This window comes from Niabella aquatica, assembly GCF_054779315.1.
The window spans coordinates 93,894-118,148 of record NZ_BAAGYM010000014.1 but is presented as its reverse complement, the minus strand read 5'-3'; the positions used below and the strand labels follow the sequence as shown (position 1 = coordinate 118,148).

Genomic DNA, 24,255 nt, shown 5'->3' with positions numbered 1-24,255 from the left:
GTTTACAGATTTTATAATTTAAAAAGTTACATTTAAACCAAAGGTTGTTATTCTCGGGATTGCATTGCCTCCAAAATCAAAACCAAAAGCCGTAGCATCTCCGCCATATTCTGGCGAATAGCCGCTGTTATGCTTCCATGTTTTCAGGTTTTGTATATTGGCAAATATTCTTGCACTTTTAAATCCGGTTTTAGCAATCAGCGTTTGAGGTAAGGCGTATCCAAGTTGTAAGTTTCTTATACGTATATAACTTCCATCTTCAATATTATAAGTAGAACCATTATAATTAAATCTGTGGGCCTGTCCAAGAATAGGGGTCCAGTTAGAAGTACCTTCTCCATGCCACCGGTTCACCTGCATTTCTGCATAATTAACACGCTGGAAAGGCGACTCAAGCGATGCCCAGGTTCTGAACACCTCATTGCCATAAACCCCGTTAATGTCCACTCCAAGGCTTATGCCCTTATAGTTAAGGGTAACACTGCCTCCATAAGTAAAATCGGGCGTTGGATTCCCTATAATGGTTCTGTCATCAGGATTAACAACACCATCCCCGTTCACATCTTTAAATTTGAAATCGCCCGGGCCATAGGAACCTCCAATACCACTTGCATCAGGCGAGGTAATCACATCGGCCCAGCTTTGGTAAATACCTTCAACAACATACCCGTAAAAATAACCAATAGGGTATCCAACCTGTGTAACAGCCTGTGCCGCATTATTATTGGTAAATCCACGTATTACTTTACCTGCGGGAAGGTCGCTGCTTAAAGACAGTACTTTGTTCTTTAAGAAGGTGATGTTTCCTGTAACCCCCAAGGTTAAATCCCTGGCAATTCTATTATTGTACGCTGCAGAAATTTCAGTACCCCAGTTTTTTAAACTGCCCGCATTTAATAAAGCGCTTTTCAAACCTAATGCACTGTTATCAATAAAAGTCATCAGGTCTTTTGTGGTTTTGCTGAAATAGTTGATTTCAAAGTTCAGGCTATTTCCAAATGCAGCACCTTCCAGGCCGATTTCATGAGAATGCACCTGCTCCCATTTTAAGTTGGGGTTGGGGAAATACAGTTCATCGGCCGCAGTATATACATTTGTTCCAAACACCGCCGTTTGCCCGCTTGAAAGCAAAGGGTATAGCGGGTAATCCAATTGTGTTCCGGTATTTTGGTTATAGGCACTTTGATTGCCTAAAACACCTACAGATCCTTTAAGTTTCAGGAAATTGATCTTATCTTTTATAGCAGCGAAAAAATCCTCTCTTGATATTTCCCAGGCAGCACCTATTGCCCAAAAGCTTTGTGCAGGTACAGACCTGTATAACCTTGAAGAAGCATCGCTGCGGTAAGAGGCATTGAAATAGTATTTATTTCTATAATTATATAAAGCCCGTGCTAAACCAGAAACTGTAGTATATTCATTTTGACCTGACGTAGCCGTTGTTGCCAACGGATCCTGGAACCCGTTATTTATATACCAGAACCGTTCATTATCCGGAATAGGTTTTGCTCCAACTTTAGTGGACTGGCTTGCTGTGCCCTGTCGTCCAAAATAACCAAAATAATAAGTGGTAAATCCGGCTGTAGCTGTAAGATTATGATCTCCAAATTTCTTTTTATAAGTTAATATATGATCTTGCTGAAACTTCCTGTATGTGTCATCGTTCTCCTGAACTTTTGTAAGGGGGCTATATATAACTGCCGAATCAAAAACGGGGCTGTATGCGTAATACGCAGGTGTATACTGACGTTTATTTACGTTACTTATATCTGCATACACAGTTGAACGCCAATTCAGGTCCTTCGTAATATTAAAATCAAAGAAGAAACTGCCCACTGTTCTGTATTCAAAGTTTTTTACTTTATTCCATTCATTTTCCAGTTTGAGTAGAGGGTTCACAACCCCGGCAGTCTGCAGGCTGGGATCCAGCGAATAATACAGGTCCACGTCAACCGAATCGGTAGGATTTCCATAAAGGTCTCTTACGCGCATGCTTTTGATGCCCGAAGGAATTTGAGGAACAACTTTTCTTGCATCATCTAAAATGCTGCCTACATCGTAAGGATTATTCTGCCTGGATGCTATAAGATTTACGCCTATTTTAATATTTTGGGTAACCTTAAACTCATCAGAAAAATTAATATTCAACCTGCTTAGCTGCTGATGCTTAATAATACCTTCATCATAAATATATCCAACGCCCAGGTTCAGTTTATTTCTATCAGTGCTTGCAGAAAGGCTCAAATTGCTTATAGACTGACGCCCAGTACGTGTAACTGCGTCGATCCAGTCTGTATTTGCGCCGCCAATGATATTAGGAATATCTGTGGAGCCAGCATACCGTAGCTCTTCCGCATAAAGTTCTGCAAACTGCTGGGCATTGGCCAGCTTTATTTTATCAACCAATTGTTTAACCCCATAAGAGCTATTGAAGTTAACGGTTACCTGGCCCGATTTAGCACGCCTGGTAGTTATTGCAATAACACCTGTAGCTCCTTTTACACCAAAAATGGCTAAAGAGGACGGATCTTTTAATATTTCTATGGACTCTATGTCATTAGGATTCAGATAATCAATGTTATCCTGAAAAATACCGTCCACAACAAACAAGGGTTTAACCTGACCGATACTACCCGTACCTCTTATTCTTATATCGGGTGCTGAACCCGGGGTTCCGTTATTCACTACACTTAACCCTGCCACTTTTCCCTGTAATGATGCCACGGGATTCGTATTGGGCTTGTCAGCAATTTCTTTACCTTCAACCTTGGTGATCGACCCCGTCAGGTCTCTTTTGGCAGCGGTACCATAACCGATGACCACCACTTCATCCAGATTTGAAACAGCAGCAACAAGTTTAACATCGATCACGGTCCGGTTTCCAACAATTACTTCCTGCTCCTGGTAGCCTACAGCGCTGAATACAAGAACAGCTCCGTCTCCCACTGTGATTTTATATTCACCGGCATCATTGGTGCTCGCCCCGTTTTGAGTGCCTTTTTCTAAAACGGTGGCGCCGGGAACGGGATCGCCGGTAATAGCAGTCACTTTACCCGTGATGGTTATTTGCCTTTTTTCTTCCTCAATTGTAGATACAATGGCAATCAGGTTTTTATTTAGTTTTTTATACGCCAGGTTATTACCTTCCAGTAATTTGTTAAGCACTTCGGTTACGGTGGCCTGTTCTGCATGAAAATCAAGCTTCGATTTTAGCCCGCTTAGCTCATAGTTATACATGAAACGGTAGCGCGTGCTCTTTTCTATTTCTGTAAGCACACTTTTTACATCGGTGTTTTTAAGGTTCAGCGAAATGCCCTGGCCGGAAGCGTTGCCCGCCTGTACCTGAAAAGCAGTAAATAAAATAATAGCGATAACAAGCTTCATAACAAGCAAAGTTTTGAGCAGCACCCTGCAAAGAGGCGCAACCGCCTCCTTAGGTACGTTTTTTTTCATACTTTTGATTTTAGAGTTAAACAATAGGAATTGCTTTTTTACTACGGCATTCCGTTTATCTTACAACCGGTGAATGTTCCCGCATTCCCGGTTTCTTATTTTATAATCGTTATATTTTTATCTTTTATTGAGTAATGAAATGGCGCAATTTGTTGCAACGCTTTTAACGCTTCGTCAATCGTTTCGTCTTCAAACACACCACGCAGGCGGTAAGCCGCTACTTCTTCGCTCCCGAAGTTTATTTTTACATCATACCATCGCTCCATTTTGGCAGCTATTTCGCGGAACGTTTCTCCCTCAAATAATAACCGGTTATGTATCCAAGAAGTTTCTGCAATCAATGAATCGCGGTCTACAGGCATTATTCTGGAAATGAGGAAACCCCGTGGTTTATTTTCCTTTTCATGCAGCGTATGACCCGCCGGATCTTTGCCTCCCGATTTTGTGAAGATTAATTTTTCATGCGGGTGCAAAAGTATTTTAGGAATATCCGGGTTCAGCTTGTTGCTTACCTGTATAGAGCCGTGAATAAGCGTTGCCTCAATGGTGGCTTCTTCTTTATACGATTTTACATTGAAGGCCGTGCCGAGTACTTTGATGTCAATCTCTGATGTGTGCACGATAAACGGGCGTGTTTTATCCTTTCGTACATCAAAATAGGCCTCACCATCGAGATATACTTCGCGCAGCCTGCCATTAAATTTTTTATCGTAATGAAGCTTTGAGGCTGCATTCAACCATACTTTTGACCCGTCGGGCAATAAAACCTCGGATTTGGCACCCAGGGTGGTGGCAATAACATTTGCATTTCCAGGCACAGCTTGAGACGATCGCCTATAGTGATTGATCATCAACGCCAATACAAAAACCACTCCCGTTAAAGCGGCCGCAGCCACCCATTTTTTCCATGGCAGGGCTTTTATAGCAGGCCGGATTTGAACAACAGGCAATGAACCGGTAACAGCCGCTTTGCTCATAATCTCCTGAAAGTGCACATCATCCCTGATATTCAAAAAATCCGATACGGTCTTACTTTTCCAATAAGACTCCAGTAGTTCTATAAAATAATGATCCTGCGGATGTTCTCTAATCCAGGTATGCAATTCATCCAGCTCTTCTGGAGTTGCCGCACCTGATAATTTCCGGGACAATAATATGGCCGCTTTTTCGTGCATAAAAGCATTCGCTATCTATAAGACAGTGCATACAACAGTTCACCCTAAAAAAAATCTTATTATTTTTTTTGAAACCGGGCAGGAAAGTAATCAAAATATCCTTTTACACTCGCTGCTATCCGTTTAACGGCAATAACCATTTGTGCATCAACCGTTTTTTCAGAAATATTGAGCACCTCGGCCACTTCCTTATATCTCAGCCCGTCTTCGCGAACAAGCTTAAAGATTATTTTGCATTTCGGAGGCAGGTCTTCTACCGCTTTTTTTATTTTTCTGAATATTTCAGCAGAGATCATTTGCTGGTCGGGCCGATCATCCTCGCTCAGCGCAATGTTGATGAAATCAAATTCTTTTGAAGAATTTTCCCGGCTCTTACTGGAAATGTAGTTTAAAGAGGTGTTTTTTATGGCGGTGTATAAATAGGTGGTCAGATTATCTATTTCAAGAAGCGTTTCTTTTTTTTTCCAGATTTTTATAAATACTTCATCAAAAATTTCTACAGCGGCATCCTTGTTTCTCGTTATAGAATAAGCAAATACGGTTAAACGCTCTGCAAATAGATTAAAAAGCTCCCGGAAGGCATGTTCATCTCCCGAAGCAACGCGTTGTTTCAGCTTTTCAACCGGGGCTTCATCTGTTTTTAAAAACCGGAACATATTATACAGCAAGCTTTATTATGTAAATATAAGAAAAGAACCAATAACCTAACGTTGCATGGTTCCGATAGCTGTATTATATAAACCTTAAAGCAAAATGCATAAATCTTAAAATAAAATGTTGGGGTACAACCATCTTTAATTCAATGTCAAAATCAATTACAGATTTGCACATAATCTCTGGTGTAATGCAATTTTTTTATCGGCGGGATGCAATAGATTTTTTTGCTGCCACAGGAAAACAGTACAATAAATACTAAAAAATAGTGGCTTATTTATTATTGCAATTGCTTATCATTATTCATTTTATAGATGAATGGCTGCTTAAAAAACTAAGCAGCCATTAAATAAAATGGATTGAAAGTACCTATATAGACTTATTGATAAACGCAGCGCTTGAAGGTGCTGCATCCTGACCAGGGAAAATGGTAATGCAATTGCAAAACCAATTATATCACCTCACCTGCAACGCCGTTGGTACTTCGCCTGCCTGAATGGCTCTGTTCAACACCAACGGCGATAAATCTATCCTGGACAGGAATATTTTAATGATATTTCAATCATTCTAAACTATTTGTTTGCCAGTCCCAATTTATACAAAGCCTTGATATAGTCATCTTTCAATGGCTCATTAAATATTTTCAGCTCATCGATCATACCTGTCATTGGTGCTACTGCGCCATCGCTCCCAGTTTTTCCCGGTATACCATTATAATTTGAGCCGATTATAAACTCGTTCGGTTCAAAGGAGTTAAACAGGTTGGTAGTTCCCCTGTTAGGAAAGTTCCCCACCTTAACACCATTCAACCAGTTATTAAAAACACCTGTAGTAATATCATAAGTCAACACGATATGATTCCAGTTGTTCAAATTAGTTTTGTCCAGTACATTATTCAGGTTATCTTCAACAGAAGCAGCAGCCCCTCCAGTTATTTTCCTGAAAGTTGGGTTTATCCTTAATACAGAATCGTTAGTGGCTGGGTAAGACTGAGTGTTAAGAAGAAAGTTAATATTGCCGTTAATAGCAGAATCCTTTTTCGCCAGCTGCAAAACCATCGTGCGCTTGCTGCCGTTATTTTTCACTTTTACCCACACGCTTATGCTCCATGATTTAAATACATCTGCCTTAAAAGCGTCAAACTGTTTGGCAAAATACAAATAGCCAGCGGTAAGGCTCAGCGCTTTACCTTTCACGCCTCCATCTACCAAAGCGTCATTTGTTGTTTGCGTTGGTGCAGTATTGGTTTTCAGCTCACTTCTTGAATCATCAAAGCTCCAGTAAGCTACCAGCTTTTTGGGGTTGATCTCATCCGAGCTGGAATAGCCATCAATCTTTCCTTCGTAATCAGCCGGAGAAACATCCGGCAGATTATTGGGATTGCCATCCTTTTTACAAGAATCAGATACAATAGCAATAAGCCCTAATAATAAAAATGAGTAAAATCTGTTATACCTCATCTTAATAAAATTTAATTTTCTTAAATAGATTAATTAATAACCGGAATTTTGTTTAAGTACCCCTTTGCTCAAATCAATCTGAGTTCTGGGAATGGGTAATAATACATCCCTGTCATCCCTGAAGTTTGTTTTGCCTACTGCATTTAAAGTTGAAGCGGCAATACCCCAGCGCACCAGGTCAAAAAAGCGATCATGCTCCATAGCCAGCTCAATCCTGCGCTCACGCCTTATTGCTGCTCTTAAAACAGACTGATCTGTAGCAATCACATCAGGAAGAATAGCATTATTTCCGGCCCTTGCCCTTGCTCTAACAGAGTTGAGTGCAGTTCTTGCTGCCGTGATATTCGCTTCTCCACCTACTTCATTTGCCGCTTCGGCAAACATCAGTACTACATCGGCATATCTAAGTATCCGCACATTCATCCACCAACCAAACTGGTGTCCAACAGCGCTCCGCATAGCGGGATTGGTATATACTTTATTGTTGTATGTGGGATTGGGCAACCCCGTTGGCAGGCGCTCTCCATAAATAGTAACAGCGCTATCGCCGGTAGTATATAAAATTGTTCGTTTCCTGCGCGGGTCTCCGGCTTCATAAGAAGTGTCCAGATTCCGGCTGGGTGTATACCAGCCCCAACCCAGGTTCCAGCTACCGCTACCTCTAACACCAATGGTTTGAGCATACTGTACCCCATTGTCCGTTTTTGTAACAAAGCTTGCTGTGGCCTGTACTTCAAATAGTGATTCGGAGCTGTTCTCCCCTACTTCTCTGAAAATATTATCATAAGAAGTGTTTAAATTATACTGGCCGGATTTCATTACTATCTCTGCAGCTGTCATCGCCTGCGCCCACTTTTTTTGTGTCAGATATACTTTTGCCAAAAGGCCGTTTGCCGCGCCGTTTGTTAATCGGCCGGGGAACTTTTGCGGATCCCAGGAAGGCGGAAGGTATTGCGCTGCAAACTGCAGATCGCTCTCTATTAAAGCATACACCTGAGCAGAAGTGCTTTGAGGAACATTACTTTGAGCGGCCGGATTATCAAAGATCCTGTCAATAATAGGAATGTTTCCGAACAGGCGCACCAGCATAAAATATCCATAGGCGCGGATGAACTTCGCTTCCGCTTCAGATTGATTTTTAACGTCACTTGTCGCCTCTATCGCACTATTGTTTTGTACCTGATCAATAGCAATATTAGCCTTATTAATTAAGCCAAAATAGCCTTTCCAGAGCATGTCTGTATAATCATTCGATGAATAGTTTGGCTGTACCGGAAAATTATCCATATCAATAGTTGCGGCGCCGCCATCGGATGGGGTACTACCCTTGTCTCCATCATCACTTCTGATGCCGGTAGCACAAATAAAAGCCTGGCTATGCACATTAAAAGCCCTTAGCTCTGCATAAGCTGCAAATAAATACGTATCATAAGGGCCTGAGCCACTGGGATAAGGATACGTATCTGATGTATACTTACCCTGCGGATCACGATCTAAAAAACCTTTCTTACATCCGCCAAAAATTAATGCCATAACAATAAGCAACAGCATTAGCCTGATTGACTGAATTGGATTTGTATATTTCATAAATACGAGAATTAGTAGTTAAAAAGTTACGTTTAAGCCAAAAGAATATACTGCAGGAGTGGGAAACAATCCGTTATCTGAACCACTGGCAATAGGATCATTAAGCGGAGCCTCCGGTGTGTACCCCGTAGTTTTTGAAAATGTAGCTATATTCTGACCACTTACGTATACTCTTAATTGTTTTATAGACGCTTTCTGAAGCAGCTTTTGCGAGAAAGTATATCCCACCTGGAGCGTTCTTATACGGAAATAATCACCCGGTTCAAGAAAGTAATTGCTAAAGACATAGTTATTGCCTCTTGTATTGTCCAGAATAGGCTCAATATTCGTACTTCCCGGACCGGTCCATGCGCCGAGGCGATTGCTTTCATAATTCAGCGGGGCGAAAATTGCAGTGCGCCGTTGTGTATATACCTTGTTCCCCGCAACTCCCTGGCCATCTATCATAAAGTCAAAACCTTTATAGCCCAGGTTTATTGAGGCTCCAAAATTATGAGGCGGAAAAGGCGTTCCCAGATAAGTCCTGTCTTTGGAATCTAATATTCCGTTATTATCTACATCTTCAAAAGCTATATCCCCCACCCTGGAAGTTGGAAAGCTGGCCATACGGTCAAAGTCGGCAGTAACCTGGTAGATACCTATCTGGCGGTATCCGTAAAAATAGCCGATCGATTCTCCTGTAGTGGTTCTATTAGTGCCACCGTTTCCTATTATTTCAAAATTTATGTTATCCCCTATCGAGGTCACCTTGTTTTTGTTGTAGCTGTAATTTGCAGAAAGCCCGTAGGTAAAATCGCCGATCTTGTCTCTCCAGCTTAAAGCCACCTCAATACCCCTGTTGGAAATAGTTCCCAAATTTGTTTTATAGGTATAATTTCCAGCCGTTCCCGGCAGGGTCAGGTTGGTGATAATATCTTTGGTAGTTCTGTCGTAAAATGTAATTTCAGGAGATAACCTGTTATCCAGCAGCCGGGCATCTATTCCCACATCTATACCACGTACTACTTCCCAATGCAGGTTAGGATCGGGGACATATTCGGGGGTTACACCCGGGTATATCCTGTCTCCAAAAATCCCTGAATTGCGGTTGGTAAGGCCTGGAAGGTATAAATTTGGCGCAAGTCCCATTCCGCTTCCTACGGTTCCCCATGCGCCCCGCAGTTTCAAGAAATTAATACCAGAAATGTTTTTAAAGAAATTTTCTTCACTTATTACCCAACCTAAGCCTATACTACCGAAATCGCCCCAACGGTTTGCTTTGGAAAATTTCGAGCTTCCGTCCCTGCGATAGCTCAGGTTAACGAGATACCTGTTATCAAAAGCATAGTTTACCCTCGCAAATAACGACATAAAAGCCTCCTCTGATCCATTACCTACATTTGACAACGGATTATTGGGGTTTACAATATCAAGATACCAGTAATCTGGATCTCTGGGTATATTTAAAGTGGTATCGGTTCTGCTTCCACCTACTTTTGCATTGCCCTGAAACAGGGTTGTAAAACCGGCTAATGCCGTAATAGTGTGTTTTTCTACAGTTTTAGCAAATGTAAGCGTATGATCCTGCTGGAATTTTCTATACTGTATCTGCTCCTGGTTTACCGAAGTCCTTGCAAGGTCATTAAATGAGGTATCTGTTTTGCTGACCCCTTCTCCCAGGTTGATATACCTGTATGGAAGCGGAGTATAGCCCCTTGTATTATTAAATCCTAAATCTGTATAAAAAGATGAGCGCCAGGTAAAATTTTTAAGGAATTTGATTTCACCAAAAATGTTTCCGACGGCCCTGTACCCGTCTTTAAGAGAATTACCATTGGTTTGATTAATCCTTGCAACCGGGTTTGCAATCTGTGCTCTTTGAAACCCAGGCATACTGTAATAAAGGTCATCACCGGCCTGCACAGGAACAATAGGAGCAGCCCGGAGCGCGTAATTGAATACTTCATCAGAAGGGCTGTTCTGTTTCCAGTAGAAACCTGTTACATCACCTCCTACTTTAATATTATCAGTAATGCGTATTTCCTGGTTTAAACGGGCGATTAACTTCTTATAGTTATCATATTTTAAAACGCCTTCCTGTACGTTATACCCGAGACTGAACAATGTAGTAGTTTTTTCTCCGCTGTTAGCAATACTTAATGTATTATTGTTAATCATTGCATCCTGAAATATCAGGCTCTGCCAATCGGTATTTGCTGTGTAGTTCTTATAATCAAATGCTGCAGCACCCAGGTTCTGGAGTTGCATATTGTAAAGCTTTTTGAATCCTTCTGCGTCTGTCAGATCTATTTTATTGATTACTTTTTGCACCCCGACAGAACTTTGAAAGGAAATTCTTGTTTGTCCCCTGGCTGCTCTTTTTGTAGTAACAATAATCACCCCGTTACCTCCCTGAAGTCCAAAAATAGCAATAGAAGAAGGGTCTCTCAATATTTCCATACTCTCTATATCGCCTGGATTCAGGTAATCTATATTGGTTTGAAAAACACCATCTACCACATATAAAGGATCGGTATTGCTGGTGCTGTTTACTCCTCTGATGCGAACAGTAGGCGAAGAACCGGCACGGCCGCTGTTAACAATCGTTAAACCGGCAACCTTTCCCTGCAATGAGCTCATGGGATTCGTATTGGGCAGTTTTGCTATATCTTCCCCTTTTACAGAAGTAATAGTCCCTGTCAAATCTCTTTTCTTTTGCGTACCATACCCAATCACCACCACCTGCTCCAGGCTCTGGGAAGAGGTAGTAAGCACTACGGCTATTTCAGTTCTGCCGTTCAGCGCTTCTTCCTTTTCATTATATCCTACCGATGAAAAAACCAGGATAGCGTTTGCATCCGGCACTGTAAGGGTAAAGCTTCCCGAGGAATCAGTAACCGTACCGATAGCGCTTCCTTTTACCTGTACAGAAGCATTGGGCACCGGAGAACCTTTGTCATCTATTACCATCCCGGTAACAGTAAGGTCCTTTTTCTTTAACGGGTCGTCTTTTATCACAATCAGCCTGTCGGGCATATGGCTGTAGGTAAGCGAAGTACCCATCAATAACTGATCCAGCACATCCGTTATGCCGGCCTCTTTTGCGTTAATGGTGATCTTATTTTTTAAAGCAGGTAAATCGTTATTATACAAAAAACGATAGCTGGTTTGCTGCTCAATAGAAGCCAGCACCTCTGCTATAGGAACCTTTTTAGCACGCAGGTTTACACGGCCCTGGCCAAAACTGCTGGCAGACAGGTTTAATGTAAACAAAAGCATAAAGGCAAGCATTAGTTTCATAATAAGTAAAAACTTTGATTTTAATGGATGGTTCATCTTTTTTTGTAGGGTTTCCATGTAAAACGGTTGTTTAATTGATGTAATATTTGATCCGGGTCTTTCAAGCCACCTTCCTTTAGCCGGGTAATGTTTTATTTTGCAGCACTGATAATAACTTCATGAGCGTTTATTTTATAATGAAATGGATTTGCGGTTTGCAGGGCTTTTAAGGCAGCTTCTAACGACTCGTTTTCAAAAGAACCTGTAAAGCTTAAATTTTTTATGATCTCATCTTCAAATACAAATTTTACATGATAACGGTAAGCCATTTTATTGGTTACCTGCTCTAAAGTTTCTCCTTTAAAATCGATCCGGCCATATATCCACGATGTTTCAGTCCGAAGCTCTTCTTTAATGGTACTATCAACAGGCAATAGTGCAATAGCGCTGTTATTACCGGCAACGGCTCCTTGCTCTACCTGATTTAAAACCGTTTTAGGAATTACTATTTTCTGGTTGGGATACAGCATAATGGGCTGAAAATGATGGTCATCGTTTTTTGTAACTTTTACCAGGCCCCGGTATAACGTAGTTTGTATTTCCTTATCTTCTTCGTAACCTTTTACATTAAAAGCTGTGCCCAGCACATTAATATTTATTTCATTTACATGTACAATAAATGGCTGCCGCGCATTTTTAATTACATCAAAAAAAGCCTCTCCCACCAGCCTTACTTCGCGTGTCGGGCCCTTAAAATCATTTTCAAAAAACAATTTTGACCCGGCATTCAGCCATACTTTACTGCCATCGGGTAGTATGGTAGCTTCAGGCCTAGCTACCGATGCCGACACTAAAGGTTTTAAAGCTATTGCGGACTTTTCCTGCCTGCCGCTAAAAAATAAAAAATACCCGGCGCATATAAGCAGTATCATGCTGGCAGCAACAGCCCATGCCCTCCCTTTAAATGAACGGATTTTTTTAACCGGATTTTCATTCTCCAGCAATGCCGCTTTAGAGAATATTTTACTGATAGTATCTGCTTCGGGCTCGGGTGTGGCTACATCATTTCCCGTTACAGCTTCCCTGTTGGTTAGCTGCAACAACCAGTCATATTGTTGCTGCAGCTGAGGATTTTGCTGCAGCAATGCCTGAAATGAGCGGTACTCGGCTTCGGTAGCTTCATGAAAAGCACACCTGGCCATAAGCACCCATATATCTGTTTCGTTATCCATGTAGAAACAATCCTTCTACAATAAGGACTGTTAAAAAAAGATAATCTACTAAAAAATAGTGCTGATTTTTTTTATACGGTTGCTTTAGCTGTTTTATGCGTTGGTCTAGCAATGCCCATAGCCTCACAAATACGCTTTACAGCTATTGCCATTTGCGCATCGATGGTGTTTACAGATATGTTTAATATAGCGGCCACTTCCTTATACCGCAGGCCATCTTCCCTTATCAGTTTAAAAATCATCTTACAGCGGGGTGGAAGATCTTCTATGACATCGTTTACCCGATTCAGCATTTCCGAAGTAATAAATATAGAGTGGGGATCCTGGTGTATAGCTTCCACAGTAGGATTTAAATCATCAAACGGCGCTGTTATGAGTTTACTGGCTTTATCTGAAAGCTTGCTTAGCGACTGGTTTTTTGTTGCAATGTACAGGTATACAGATATATTTTCTATGCCTGCCAGTGTGCCTCTTTTGCTCCAGAGCTTCACAAAAACATCCTCAACCGCTTCTTCGGCCATCTCCATGGAGTGGAGTATGGAGTTGGAAAAAGCAATAAGCCGCTTTGCATACATGGCATATAGCCGTGCAAATGCAGTTTGATCGTTATTGTCAATTTGATCGAGGAATTTATTTACTTTATTAGAGTCCTTTTCCGACATGCAAAATCGTTTCCGTTACATTATTTGAAAATACAACATTCTATTAACACAATTGTTTTATTTATAAAAAATTTCTTTACCCTCTGCGCCAGCTTGTTTTTGTATCTATCTTTAATGCCATTTCCTAACAAATTAGTAATCAGGTATGCCTGACAATGACATCAGAGTATGTATATTTGCAGAAATGGCTTGATTTTTGAGTATGCGACCCGTTTCAAATAATTAATACTGTGGCATTAGGACAATCTCTACAACAAAAACTTTTACAAAAGCTTTCACCTCAGCAAATTCAGCTAATGAAACTGCTGCAGGTACCTACTGCAAACCTGGAAGAAAGGATCAAGGAAGAGCTGGAGGCTAATCCGGCACTGGAAGAAGAAGGCCAGCAAAAAGAGGAAGATGAATATGCAGATGAATTTACCGGTAATGAAGAATCAGATCCTTACGAAGAACAGGATGGCAGCGTAGACGATTATGATAACATTGATGTTACCGAATACCTGCACGATGACGACGGCGAGATAGCAGAGTATAAGACCCGCGATGATAATTATACTGACGACGATGAAAGCCGCCAGCTGCCTATAAAAACAGAAGCTACCTTTTACGATATGCTGGTAAGCCAGCTGGGCCTGCTTTCGCTGGACGAGAAACAAAAAAAAATCGCGGAACACATTATTGGCAGCATAGATGAAGACGGATATTTACGCCGAGATACGCCTGCTTTGGTGGACGACCTGGCCTTCAGGCAAAACATAGAAACCTCTGTGAAGGAAGTGAACAGCATCATTTCCCAGATACAGCAGTTCGACCCGCCCGGGGTAGGCGCAAGAGATTTGCCGGAATGCCTTTTATTACAGCTTAAAAGGCAAAAGCAGGAAGGGAAGGAAGTAGATACCGCTATCCTTGCTATTGAAAAGTATTTCGATGAGTTTACCAAAAAGCATTATGAGAAAATCCAGCGGGGGCTCGGTCTTGAAGATGAGGAACTGAAAGAAGTCATGCAACAGATCATCAGGCTTAATCCCAAACCCGGTGGCAATATAGGCGCTGTGAACAAAGCAGAAAGCTATGTAGTGCCCGACTTTTTTATTTTGAACAATAACGGCAAGCTGGAGCTTACATTGAACAGCCGCAACGCACCCGAGCTCCGGATCAGTGAAGGGTATAAAGACATGATGAAGGAATACAGCCGTGGCAATAAAAAAGATAAACAGCAGAAGGAAGCAGTGCTCTTCATCAAACAAAAGATAGATGCGGCCAAATGGTTTATTGATGCTATTAAACAGCGCCAGCACACTTTGCTCGATACCATGAGCGCTATTATGCATCACCAGGAAGAATTTTTCCTTACCGGTGATGAAACTGCCTTAAGACCTATGATTCTTAAAGATATTGCAGAAAAGACCCATCTCGATATCTCTACTGTAAGCCGTGTGGCCAACAGTAAATTCGTACAAACCGAATTTGGCACTTACAGGCTGAAGTTTTTCTTTAGCGAATCGTTGAGCACCGATAGCGGCGAAGAGGTTTCCACCAGGGAAGTGAAGAAAATACTGAGCGATATGATAGAATCAGAAAGCAAAAAGCATCCGCTGAGCGATGAAAAGCTTACAGAATTATTACAGGAAAAAGGGTACAATATCGCACGCCGCACAGTTGCCAAATACCGCGAGCAGCTAAATATACCCGTGGCAAGGTTGAGAAAGGAGCTGGTGTAAGGGACGTTCATAGTTCATGGTTAATAGTTCATAGATACTGGTTGCTGGATACTGGATAGCGGATGCTGGTTGCTATCTAACGTCTAAGTACTAACTATCTAATGTCTTCAACTTTAAATCCAATCAAACACGTAATATAGAAATTCTATACGCATAGCAACTATGTGTCCTGATCTGAAACCAGTATCCAGCAACCAGTATCCAATAACCAAAAACCAGCATCCAGAAACCAGAAACCTGCAACTGACCTCAGTCATTCCGTGCTCATTAAAATCAAGCTGTATTAATCAAATAATACTAAGTTTGCGCACATAATCAGGAATATTAAATTATTAAATCTCAAATAAATTATGTCCGTTATTGTAGTAGGGTCTATGGCCTTTGATGATATTGAAACCCCTTTTGGCAGATCCAACAAAATTATTGGCGGCGCCGGAACCTATATTGCTTATGCTGCATCCAACTTTGTTCAGCCTGTAAAGCAGGTCTCGGTGGTGGGTTACGATTTTCCCGATGAAGAGCTGGAAGAACTGCGTAAACGCGGTGTGCATACAGAAGCCGTTGAGGTTGTTACAGACAGGAAGTCTTTCTTTTGGGCCGGCAAATATCATTTGGATATGAACACCCGGGATACCCTGGTAACAGAGCTGAATGTATTAGGGGATTTTAAGCCGGTTATACCTGAAAGCTACCAGGGCGCAGAATTCTTGATGCTGGGCAACCTGGCACCGGCCGTACAGCTCAGCGTTATCCGCCAGTTAAAAACCCGTCCCAGGCTGATTGTTTTGGATACCATGAACTTCTGGATGGATGTTGCCCTGCCCGAGCTGGAAGAGGCGATCAGCAAGATCGATGTGCTCCTGGTAAATGACAGCGAAGCCCGCCAGCTTACAGCCGAGTATTCATTAGTAAAAGCGGCCAAAAAAATACTTACCATGGGGCCCCAATACCTTATTATTAAAAAAGGGGAGCATGGTGCTTTACTTTTCCATCAAAATAAAGTATTCGTAGCACCTGCGTTGCCGCTGGAAGATGTATTTGATCCCACTGGCGCCGGGGATAGCTTTGCCGGTGGATTTATAGGCTACCTGGCTAAAACAGGCGATATTTCTTTCGAGAATATGAAAACTGCCATCATTGCAGGCAGCGCACTGGCCAGCTTTTGTGTAGAAAAATTTGGCACCACCCGGTTGAAAGAGATCACAAAAGAAGATATTCATGATCGTTTGCAGCAATTTAAAGAGCTAACTCATTACCAGGCAGAATTGTAAGAATTACAGATATTTACCATAAAAGCGCCTCTCACTATGTAATGGGAGCCGCTTTTGTTATCGGTAACCATTGCTTAAACATCGGTGAATAAAGCCTGCTGATACAACGTTTGCATGACTTTTGGTATCATTAATACAAATAAAAAGAAATGAACAATATTCAGAAATCACCGTCATTACTGTTTTGTATTATCATGGATGCCATAGGTATGTTATCCTTCGCTATTCCGGGTATCGGCGAGTTCTCTGATGTGATCTGGGCGCCGCTTTCGGCAATAATATTTGCCAAAACCTTCGGTGGGACCAAAGGGATACTGGGTGGTATTTTCAACTTTATCGAGGAGGCAATGCCGGGTCTCGACATCATTCCGTCGTTTACTATTATGTGGGTCCTCACCAACAAAGCCGGGGCATCCAGGCGTTCAGGTATTATTCCTGTAAAGGCAAAATAGGGATCGTTGATAAGTTCAACACAGCTCCCGGCAGCAGCATGTATGCGGGAGTTGTTGATATTGAGGGCTATAACCTTTACTTTCCAATAAAATAAAGCACTCCCGGTTTTATACCTGTTTCAGGGTTTGAATAACTTAATAAAGTTTTCAGGAGATAGTATGGTAATGGTATCCCATTTTTGTTTTTTGACGACTGCATCATTTGTAATAAAATAATCCAAATGATAATAGGCGGCTGTTGTTAACTGTATATTATCCTCAATATCATCGGGCTTCATTTGCAGGGCTTTTAAAAAAATAGCTTTATTAACTTCAATGACTTCTACTTCTTCCAGTAAAGACAGTAACAGACTTTTAGCTTGCGCCGCACCAAAAGCTTTTGTTAGCCAGTGCGATGTAATCTGCAAAACAGATGGTGTTACAAAGCCTATCAAAAGGCCATTATGAATACATTCAAATATCGCTTCACAGTGATTATAACTATTCCTTTTAAACATTAAATCAAGAACAACATTTGCATCCAGAAATACCCGGCAATCATATACTGTATTTTTCATCATAATATGCTTTTGTCAAATCGACCTCTTTGTTAAATGCCGGTGTAGGTAACTTTCTAATCCTATCCAGGAAACTAGCCTTTTGTGGTTTGCGCATGAGATTCTTAAAATATTCTTCGACAAGACTGGAAATGGAAACATTGTTTTTTTCAGAAAAATACTTCATTCTGTCCAGTATTGCTTTATCAATTGTTATATTCAAACGTGTTTTCATAAGACGAATATACGCATTAAAATGCAAGTATGCGCATTGGGGAGTGTACGATAAATCGCCCTTTTTGATACAAACCTTATTATGTCAGGAATACTGCTCCACTCTCCTTTGGAGAGGGGTCGGGGGTGAGGTCTGACTAAACAGGTTTTAAATAGGTGAATTTGTCATACACCACGCATTTAGTTATAGCCTGGTGTATGACAAATTCCCCATTTCAAATAAACTATATAAGGCTTTATTTTCTGACAATAATCATCCTTATTGCTGACACAAATTAGCCGGCCATCATTAAACCCTGAGTACTTTGCTCATTGTTTTTACAGGCAAATAATATTTTACAGATGAATAAAAAATCTATCTTCTCCGGGGCATGGTGTCCTTCGGTAACACCATTCACTACAAACGGTAAATTAGATTTCAGGGCACTGGAAAAGCATTTATGCAGGATTACAGATGCAGGCACAGATGTAATCCTTATTATGGGAAGCATCGGCGAGTTTACTTCGCTCAACCAGAGTGAAAAGTTACAGCTGATACACGAAGCCAGGAACATGACCGATATACCTCTGGTAGCGAATGTGTCTTCCACATGTATAGACGATCTTAAACAGTTGGCAGATAGTGCCTATACTGTTGGGTATGATGCAGTAATGTTTCTTCCTCACTACTATTTTAGCCAGACTTACAAGCAAATATTCGAATATTACCTGCAAATAGGAAGCGCCATAGAGGGTAAATGGCTGGCCTATAACTTCCCTGCCCGTACGGGATGTAGCTTAGATGCCAAACTGGTTGCGTCCCTGGCTGCAGAAATGCCCAACTTTGTGGGAATAAAAGATACCGTAGATACGTTATCTCACACCCGGGCCATCATCCGGGAAGTGAAAGCAATAAGGCCAGACTTTCAGGTGCTTTCTGGCTTCGATGAATATTTTATACCCAATTTGCTGTCCGGAGGTTCAGGTGTTATCTCGGGGCTTAATAATATTGCTCCTGAACTGTTTGTACAGGCTATAGGTGCCCTAAATGATGGCAAACTGGATCAAGTATTTGAAATACAGCAACTTATCGGAAAATATTCGTCCATCTACACCATCGGGGAAGATTTTGTTACCACTATCAAAACAGCGGTGTCACGCAAATTCGGGTATATGGCCCCGGTTTCAAGGAGTTACGGTGGAGCCTTAAACAGGCAGGCCTGTTTGGAAATTGATACACTGTTCGGTATCCAACAGGAGTTCAACCATACCATTATTCCTACGGTAGTATAATAATAATATAACACCAAAAAAGAAGGAGCAAGCATACAGCATTACTAATGATAAAAAAAATTTTTTGTTGATTTGAATCATCGCTCTATTTTTGCATCCCGATGACAATAAAGGAACATACAAAGATTAAGAAGCATCCGTAGCGGAAGGTTGTGATTTTTGTGTGCAGACATACATTTTTTAAACAAGCCTTCCGTACAAACGGAAGGTTTTTTTTAACCTCGTCCCTCTCTATCTGCCCAGAGCAAAGCGGAGAGAAGGGAAGCAAAAAATAAAAACGATGAAAGTTGCAGTTGTGGGTGCTACCGGCCTTGTAGGCACCAAAATGTTGCAGGTACTGGCCGAAAGAAATTTTCCTGTTACGGAGCTTATTCCCGTAGCATCTGAAAGAAGCGTAGGAAAAGAAGTAACATTTAAAGGTAAAAAATATAAAGTAGTAAGCATGGCAGATGCTATTGCAGCCAAACCTGCAGTAGCCTTATTTTCGGCCGGAGGGGGAACCTCTACAGAATGGGCGCCGCAATTTGCTGCTGCCGGGATTACGGTAGTAGATAACTCTTCTGCCTGGAGGATGGACCCCGCCAAACCTTTGGTGGTGCCGGAAATTAATGCAGACGTTTTAACCACCAATGATAAAATTATAGCCAATCCCAACTGTTCTACTATTCAGATGGTGGTGGCTTTAGCTCCCCTGCATGCCAGGTACCGGATCAAAAGAGTAGTGGTATCTACCTACCAGAGCGTAACAGGTACAGGTGTAAAAGCGGTAGACCAGCTGATGGGTGAAAGGGCCAGGGCCGTAGAAGGTAAAGAGGCGGACCACCCTATGGCTTATAAATACCCGATCGACCTGAATGTGATTCCCCAGATTGATGTATTTACAGACAATGGCTACACCAAAGAAGAAATGAAAATGGTGAATGAAACCAAAAAGATCATGAGGGATGATAATATTAAAGTAACCGCTACTACTGTACGCATACCGGTAATGGGTGGACACAGCGAAAGTGTGAATATTGAGTTTGAGAACGAGTTTGACCTGGCAGAAGTAAGAACGCTGCTGGAAACCTCGCCTGGAGTGATTGTGGTGGATGATCTGGCCAGCCAGCAATACCCCATGCCTATGGATGCCCACGGGAAAGATGAAGTATTTGTGGGCCGTATTCGCAGAGACGAAACACAGCCTAAAACTTTAAATATGTGGATCGTAAGCGATAACCTGCGCAAGGGTGCCGCAACTAATGCAGTGCAGATTGCAGAATACCTCGTAGCTAATAACCTGGTGTAGTGTTAAACGATATAGTATTAAAAGAATATCCGTCTTTTAGGCGGATATTTTTGTTTTATGCTATTGAACACCAGTGAAATTATTATTATTATTATTTCGACTTCTGCCATATATCATCGTATAATAATAAGTAAACCCCACTGCTAATGCGGCCAATTGAAACAAATGAATTAATTGAAAAAGTTAAACAAAGAGACGAGGCTGCATTCAGGCAACTGGTATTATTATACCAAAATAAAATGTATGCTTTTACTTTCAGAATACTGTGCAGCGAAGAAGATGCAAACGACGCCTCACAGGAAATTTTTATTAAAGTGTGGAAAAGCATTCAGAGTTATAAATCGGATTTCAGCTTTAATACATGGCTTTACCGCATTGCCACAAACCACTGCAATGATGTTTTGCGCAAACGAAAAAGAATACCCGAAATAATAACGGACATGGACTGTGCTGAGGCGTTGAAATACATAGCGCAACCAGATATGGAAAGCAATATTTCAAATAAATATGTGGCCGCAATCATACGGGGGTTTACACAAAAGCTCCCTGATAAACAAAAAGTGGTATTTGTTTTAAAAGAACTTGAAGACTTAACGGTTGACGAGATTTCGGCTATCACAAAACTTAGCCCCCAAAAAATAAAAAGCAATTTGTACGTGGCCCGGAGTACAATGCGAAAATTATTAAACGAAACTTTTCAGAATGAGCAAGATTAAAAACATTGACGAGCTACTGATGGTTTTAAAAGAATCAAAACCCGAACAGAAAAACCCACAGGAAGCGATTGATTCAATTATCCGCAGAATTAAAGCAGATAGAAACGACCGACCGGTAAAAATAATAAGGTTATTAAGATATGCATCTGCCGTCGCAGCCTCAGTTATTCTTTTTTTCTTTATTCAGCAAACATGGTATTTTTCATCTGCAAGCATCATCGTCATGCACAATGATATTTACCCGGCCCCGCCTGTATTATTGAAAACAAGCCGGACAAATAGCTTTTTAACTGCCTTTCAGGAATATATAAATGAGCGGGAGAAAGAAACTGAACTTAAAAAAAGTATACTGGCGCAATATGCAGCCGCAAATATTACCGTACCGAAAAATATAAAATAAAAATGAAGAAGATACATTTTTTGATTGTAACAGCTGCTATCATCTTTTCTTCCTGCGAACCTACCGATATGACAACAATTGTACATGAGAACGGAAGCGGTACCAGGATTTTCAGCAGCAAAGCCGATTCGGCATTTATAGCCGGAGATACCAGCCACAATCCTTTCCCGGTAGCGCTTACATCCGGCTGGAAGGTTACCTGGAAGTACGAAAACCGGCAGGGATTGAACGACTGGCCCGGTAAAAATTTCAGGCCACAGAAAAATGATACTGCTGCGATATTTGCATTTGCCACGCATCATTATCATTCTATGCCGGAAATGGGCGATTCTTTCCGTTTTTCCAAAGACCACCCCTGGCATCAATTTAAAATAATTCCCAAACTCGAAAGAAAGTTCAGGTGGTTTTATACTTATTATACCTACACAGAAATATACCCGAAACTACCTTTTAAAATAAAAGTGCCCTTTGATAAATATATGACGGCTGATGAATATTCCTTCTGGCTGACAGGCAGCCCAAATCTTTGCGAAGGAATGAGCGGAAATGAAGCGAATAACTATACCAGCGCCCTGGAGAAAAAATTTAGCCTTTGGATGTTACAGAATGTCTGGGAAGAGCAATATGAAGAACTGCTTCAACATTTGCAGCATTTTCGTAATCCCCCATCTGTCAGCAAAATGCAGGCAGCAAAAGACAGTATATTTCAACTGCTGATTTTGCAGTCTTCTGACAACAGCTTTGAATTAAATACTGCGAGTGTATTCAATACCGGGAGTACATTAAATAAATATTTTCATACCAATACCTTTTCAAAACTTGATCGTTCAGACGATTCGATAATGAGAATAATTAAAAACCCGCCGGCATTAGAGACGTTCAATCATTACAACAGTGTTTCTTTGAATTATAAATTATTAATGCCGGGCAAGCTGTTGAGTACAAATGGCCTAAATAAAAACGATACGCTTGTTTGGAAGATTGATGCATTTCGCATGCTGAAAGAAGATTATATTGTAAAAGCTGAATCCCGTAAGCTGAACGTGCTTATAACTATAATTTCTATGCTTTTTGCTGCTGCCGGTATTGTGTTTTTCGTTGTAAAAAGGAAATAACAGATAATACCGCCCTACAAAAAATCGTAAATGCATATATGGATAACAAAGTGAACAAACCCGAGCCGACTTATTAAAAAGCATTTTATACCATAGCAAAATGTCTTGAGATGGAGAAAGCATCGGTTACAAAGCACGAATTTTTGCGGGGAAAAATTTTTGCTATGTCAGGAGCCGGGAGCAAGTCATAATATTATTTCAAAAAATGTACAGGGAGGCTTTTTATCGCTTTGGATGGTAATCCCTGCCAGCCCTATGCGCATCCATATTCCTGAAAATACATTATTTATTCACCTATCCTGATATTTCGGTTATCTGCGGCGATATACTTTCTTACTGCCTGTTGTGCTCATTGAAATCCTATCTCCATCCACAAAAATTACGACCGCAGCAACTTAAGCTGTACAGGGACATCCCTTCCCTGAAGGAATATCTCCTCCGGATCGGTAAACGTGGAAGTATTCAGGTTAAATGCCCGCGGGCATTGGGAGCTGGAGAAGTACAAAACATTGGAAAGCCCTTTAATCATTAAGAGCATTGATGTATCTGTTTACCTCCGGGATATTTACAATGGTACAGGCTGCCGGTTTAAAAATTAAGTTCCAGGCTCTGACCCCCTCCACGGTTAGGCTTCTTACCCAAATGCTCGTAAGCTTTGTGTGTAACCTCTCTGCCACGCGGGGTACGTTGTAAAAAACCTTCCTGGATTAAAAAAGGTTCATACACTTCCTCCAGCGTACCGGCCTCTTCGCCAACAGCAGTAGCAATAGTAGTAATGCCTACCGGGCCGCCTTTAAATTTTTCAATAATCGTAAGGAGGATGCGATTGTCCATATCATCCAGCCCATATTCATCCACGTTCAAAGCTTTCAGGGCGTGTTGGGTTATGCCCAGGTCAATTTCACCATCGTTTAGTACCTGTGCAAAGTCTCTTACGCGACGCAGGAGGCCATTGGCAATACGCGGTGTAGCACGGCTGCGCTTGGCGATCTCTTTTGCAGCACCGGCAGATATGGAAACCCCCAGAATGCCGGCTGCGCGTAATACAATTTTCTGCAACACTTCTGCGGAATAGTATTCCAGGCGCGATTTAATGGCAAACCTCGAAAGCAAAGGAGCAGTAAGCAACCCGCTTCTTGTAGTGGCGCCAATCAAAGTAAAAGGATTTAAGGATAACTGGATGCTGCGTGCATTGGGACCGCTGTCTATTAAAATATCCAGCCTGTAATCCTCCATTGCGGCATACAGGTACTCTTCTACCACCGTGCTTAGCCGGTGTATCTCGTCAATAAACAATACATCGTTAGGCTCCAGCGATGTAAGCAAACCGGCCAGGTCGCCGGGTTTTTCAATTACAGGACCGCTGGTTTCTTTTATGCTCACGCCCAGTTCATTGGCCACAATGCGCGAAAGCGTGGTTTTCCCCAGGCCGGGAGGGCCATGAAACAGCACATGATCCAGTGCTTCACCACGGATCTTGGCCGCTTTAATAAAAATGGTAAGATTTTCAATAAGCTGTGGCTGCCCCGCAAATTCTTTTATCTGGCCCGGACGGATCGTATTTTCATACTCATGTTCTGCAGCATTTAAGCCCTGCTTTTCCCTGTTCAAATTCGGATTGCTCATTACCATCAAAGATAACCATGAATGCCTGAACCAAAAACGGGCAGCTTAAATGATTTGCAGGGCGCATTGAACCCCGGCCGTTACGCTCCTCCTTCGTAAATCAGCTATCAACAAAAAACCGCCTTTCGAGGCGGTTTTTAAGT

At 41.5% G+C, this 24,255-nt stretch carries 19 protein-coding genes; 8 read left to right on the top strand and 11 right to left on the bottom strand.

The genetic code is table 11. From position 1 onward, the window contains the following. Positions 1-18: 18 nt before the first annotated feature. From ACYVBM_RS12445 to ACYVBM_RS12410, 8 genes are all read right to left on the bottom strand, one after another. Positions 19-3,453 (bottom strand): SusC/RagA family TonB-linked outer membrane protein, encoded by a 3,435-nt coding sequence (locus tag ACYVBM_RS12445; protein WP_460685988.1) that lies wholly within the window; start codon positions 3,451-3,453, stop codon positions 19-21. Positions 3,454-3,548: 95 nt separating this feature from the next. Then, on the bottom strand, positions 3,549-4,628 hold the full coding sequence (locus ACYVBM_RS12440; protein ID WP_460685987.1) for a FecR family protein: 1,080 nt from the start codon (positions 4,626-4,628) through the stop codon (positions 3,549-3,551). Positions 4,629-4,687: 59 nt separating this feature from the next. Continuing rightward, on the bottom strand, positions 4,688-5,284 hold the full coding sequence (locus tag ACYVBM_RS12435) for an RNA polymerase sigma-70 factor (protein ID WP_460685986.1): 597 nt from the start codon (positions 5,282-5,284) through the stop codon (positions 4,688-4,690). A gap of 570 nt (positions 5,285-5,854) precedes the next feature. Further along, positions 5,855-6,742: a LamG-like jellyroll fold domain-containing protein gene (locus ACYVBM_RS12430; protein WP_460685985.1), complete on the bottom strand. Its 888-nt coding sequence runs from the start codon at positions 6,740-6,742 to the stop codon at positions 5,855-5,857. Between the two features lie 33 nt (positions 6,743-6,775). Then, the gene (locus ACYVBM_RS12425; RefSeq protein ID WP_460685984.1) at positions 6,776-8,329 is read right to left on the bottom strand and encodes a RagB/SusD family nutrient uptake outer membrane protein; all 1,554 of its coding nucleotides are present in this window, start codon (positions 8,327-8,329) and stop codon (positions 6,776-6,778) included. An 18-nt stretch (positions 8,330-8,347) separates the two neighbouring features. Beyond that, on the bottom strand, positions 8,348-11,665 hold the full coding sequence (locus tag ACYVBM_RS12420; protein ID WP_460685983.1) for a TonB-dependent receptor: 3,318 nt from the start codon (positions 11,663-11,665) through the stop codon (positions 8,348-8,350). Positions 11,666-11,739: 74 nt separating this feature from the next. Continuing rightward, positions 11,740-12,819, bottom strand: a complete 1,080-nt coding sequence (locus ACYVBM_RS12415; RefSeq protein WP_460685982.1) for a FecR family protein — start codon at positions 12,817-12,819, stop codon at positions 11,740-11,742. 71 nt (positions 12,820-12,890) lie between these two features. Next, positions 12,891-13,481 (bottom strand): RNA polymerase sigma-70 factor, encoded by a 591-nt coding sequence (locus ACYVBM_RS12410; protein WP_460685981.1) that lies wholly within the window; start codon positions 13,479-13,481, stop codon positions 12,891-12,893. A gap of 230 nt (positions 13,482-13,711) precedes the next feature. On the opposite strand from ACYVBM_RS12410, the gene rpoN reads away from it, so the two are divergent. The 3 genes from rpoN to ACYVBM_RS12395 all read left to right on the top strand — a co-directional run bounded on the left by rpoN (position 13,712) and on the right by ACYVBM_RS12395 (position 16,925). Next, positions 13,712-15,202: an RNA polymerase factor sigma-54 gene (gene rpoN, locus ACYVBM_RS12405; protein WP_460685980.1), complete on the top strand. Its 1,491-nt coding sequence runs from the start codon at positions 13,712-13,714 to the stop codon at positions 15,200-15,202. A gap of 350 nt (positions 15,203-15,552) precedes the next feature. Continuing rightward, positions 15,553-16,473: a PfkB family carbohydrate kinase gene (locus tag ACYVBM_RS12400; RefSeq protein ID WP_460685979.1), complete on the top strand. Its 921-nt coding sequence runs from the start codon at positions 15,553-15,555 to the stop codon at positions 16,471-16,473. A 149-nt stretch (positions 16,474-16,622) separates the two neighbouring features. After that, positions 16,623-16,925 (top strand): hypothetical protein, encoded by a 303-nt coding sequence (locus tag ACYVBM_RS12395; protein ID WP_460685978.1) that lies wholly within the window; start codon positions 16,623-16,625, stop codon positions 16,923-16,925. Positions 16,926-17,044: 119 nt separating this feature from the next. Here the strand turns inward: ACYVBM_RS12395 and ACYVBM_RS12390 are convergent, their stop codons facing one another. Both ACYVBM_RS12390 and ACYVBM_RS12385 read right to left on the bottom strand, forming a co-directional pair. Continuing rightward, positions 17,045-17,485 (bottom strand): type II toxin-antitoxin system VapC family toxin, encoded by a 441-nt coding sequence (locus ACYVBM_RS12390; RefSeq protein WP_460685977.1) that lies wholly within the window; start codon positions 17,483-17,485, stop codon positions 17,045-17,047. Further along, positions 17,463-17,648: a DUF6364 family protein gene (locus ACYVBM_RS12385; protein ID WP_460686013.1), complete on the bottom strand. Its 186-nt coding sequence runs from the start codon at positions 17,646-17,648 to the stop codon at positions 17,463-17,465. The genes ACYVBM_RS12390 and ACYVBM_RS12385 overlap by 23 nt, the downstream gene beginning before the upstream one ends. Positions 17,649-18,037: 389 nt before the next feature. Between ACYVBM_RS12385 and ACYVBM_RS12380 the strand changes: the two genes are divergently transcribed. From ACYVBM_RS12380 to ACYVBM_RS12360, 5 genes are all read left to right on the top strand, one after another. Next, positions 18,038-18,967 carry a dihydrodipicolinate synthase family protein gene (locus ACYVBM_RS12380; RefSeq protein ID WP_460685976.1) on the top strand — a complete coding sequence of 310 codons (930 nt, stop codon included), beginning with the start codon at positions 18,038-18,040 and terminating at the stop codon, positions 18,965-18,967. 280 nt (positions 18,968-19,247) lie between these two features. After that, positions 19,248-20,255 carry an aspartate-semialdehyde dehydrogenase gene (locus ACYVBM_RS12375; RefSeq protein ID WP_460685975.1) on the top strand — a complete coding sequence of 336 codons (1,008 nt, stop codon included), beginning with the start codon at positions 19,248-19,250 and terminating at the stop codon, positions 20,253-20,255. 146 nt (positions 20,256-20,401) lie between these two features. Beyond that, positions 20,402-20,971: an RNA polymerase sigma factor gene (locus ACYVBM_RS12370; RefSeq protein WP_460685974.1), complete on the top strand. Its 570-nt coding sequence runs from the start codon at positions 20,402-20,404 to the stop codon at positions 20,969-20,971. Further along, positions 20,958-21,371, top strand: coding sequence for a hypothetical protein (locus ACYVBM_RS12365; protein WP_460685973.1), 414 nt, complete (start codon positions 20,958-20,960; stop codon positions 21,369-21,371). Before ACYVBM_RS12370 ends, ACYVBM_RS12365 begins: the two co-directional genes overlap by 14 nt. 2 nt (positions 21,372-21,373) lie before the next feature. Continuing rightward, complete coding sequence (locus ACYVBM_RS12360) at positions 21,374-22,486, top strand: hypothetical protein (RefSeq protein WP_460685972.1); 1,113 nt, start codon at positions 21,374-21,376, stop codon at positions 22,484-22,486. Between the two features lie 588 nt (positions 22,487-23,074). Here the strand turns inward: ACYVBM_RS12360 and ruvB are convergent. Beyond that, positions 23,075-24,112, bottom strand: a complete 1,038-nt coding sequence (ruvB, locus tag ACYVBM_RS12355) for a Holliday junction branch migration DNA helicase RuvB (protein ID WP_460685971.1) — start codon at positions 24,110-24,112, stop codon at positions 23,075-23,077. Positions 24,113-24,255 lie beyond the last annotated feature (143 nt).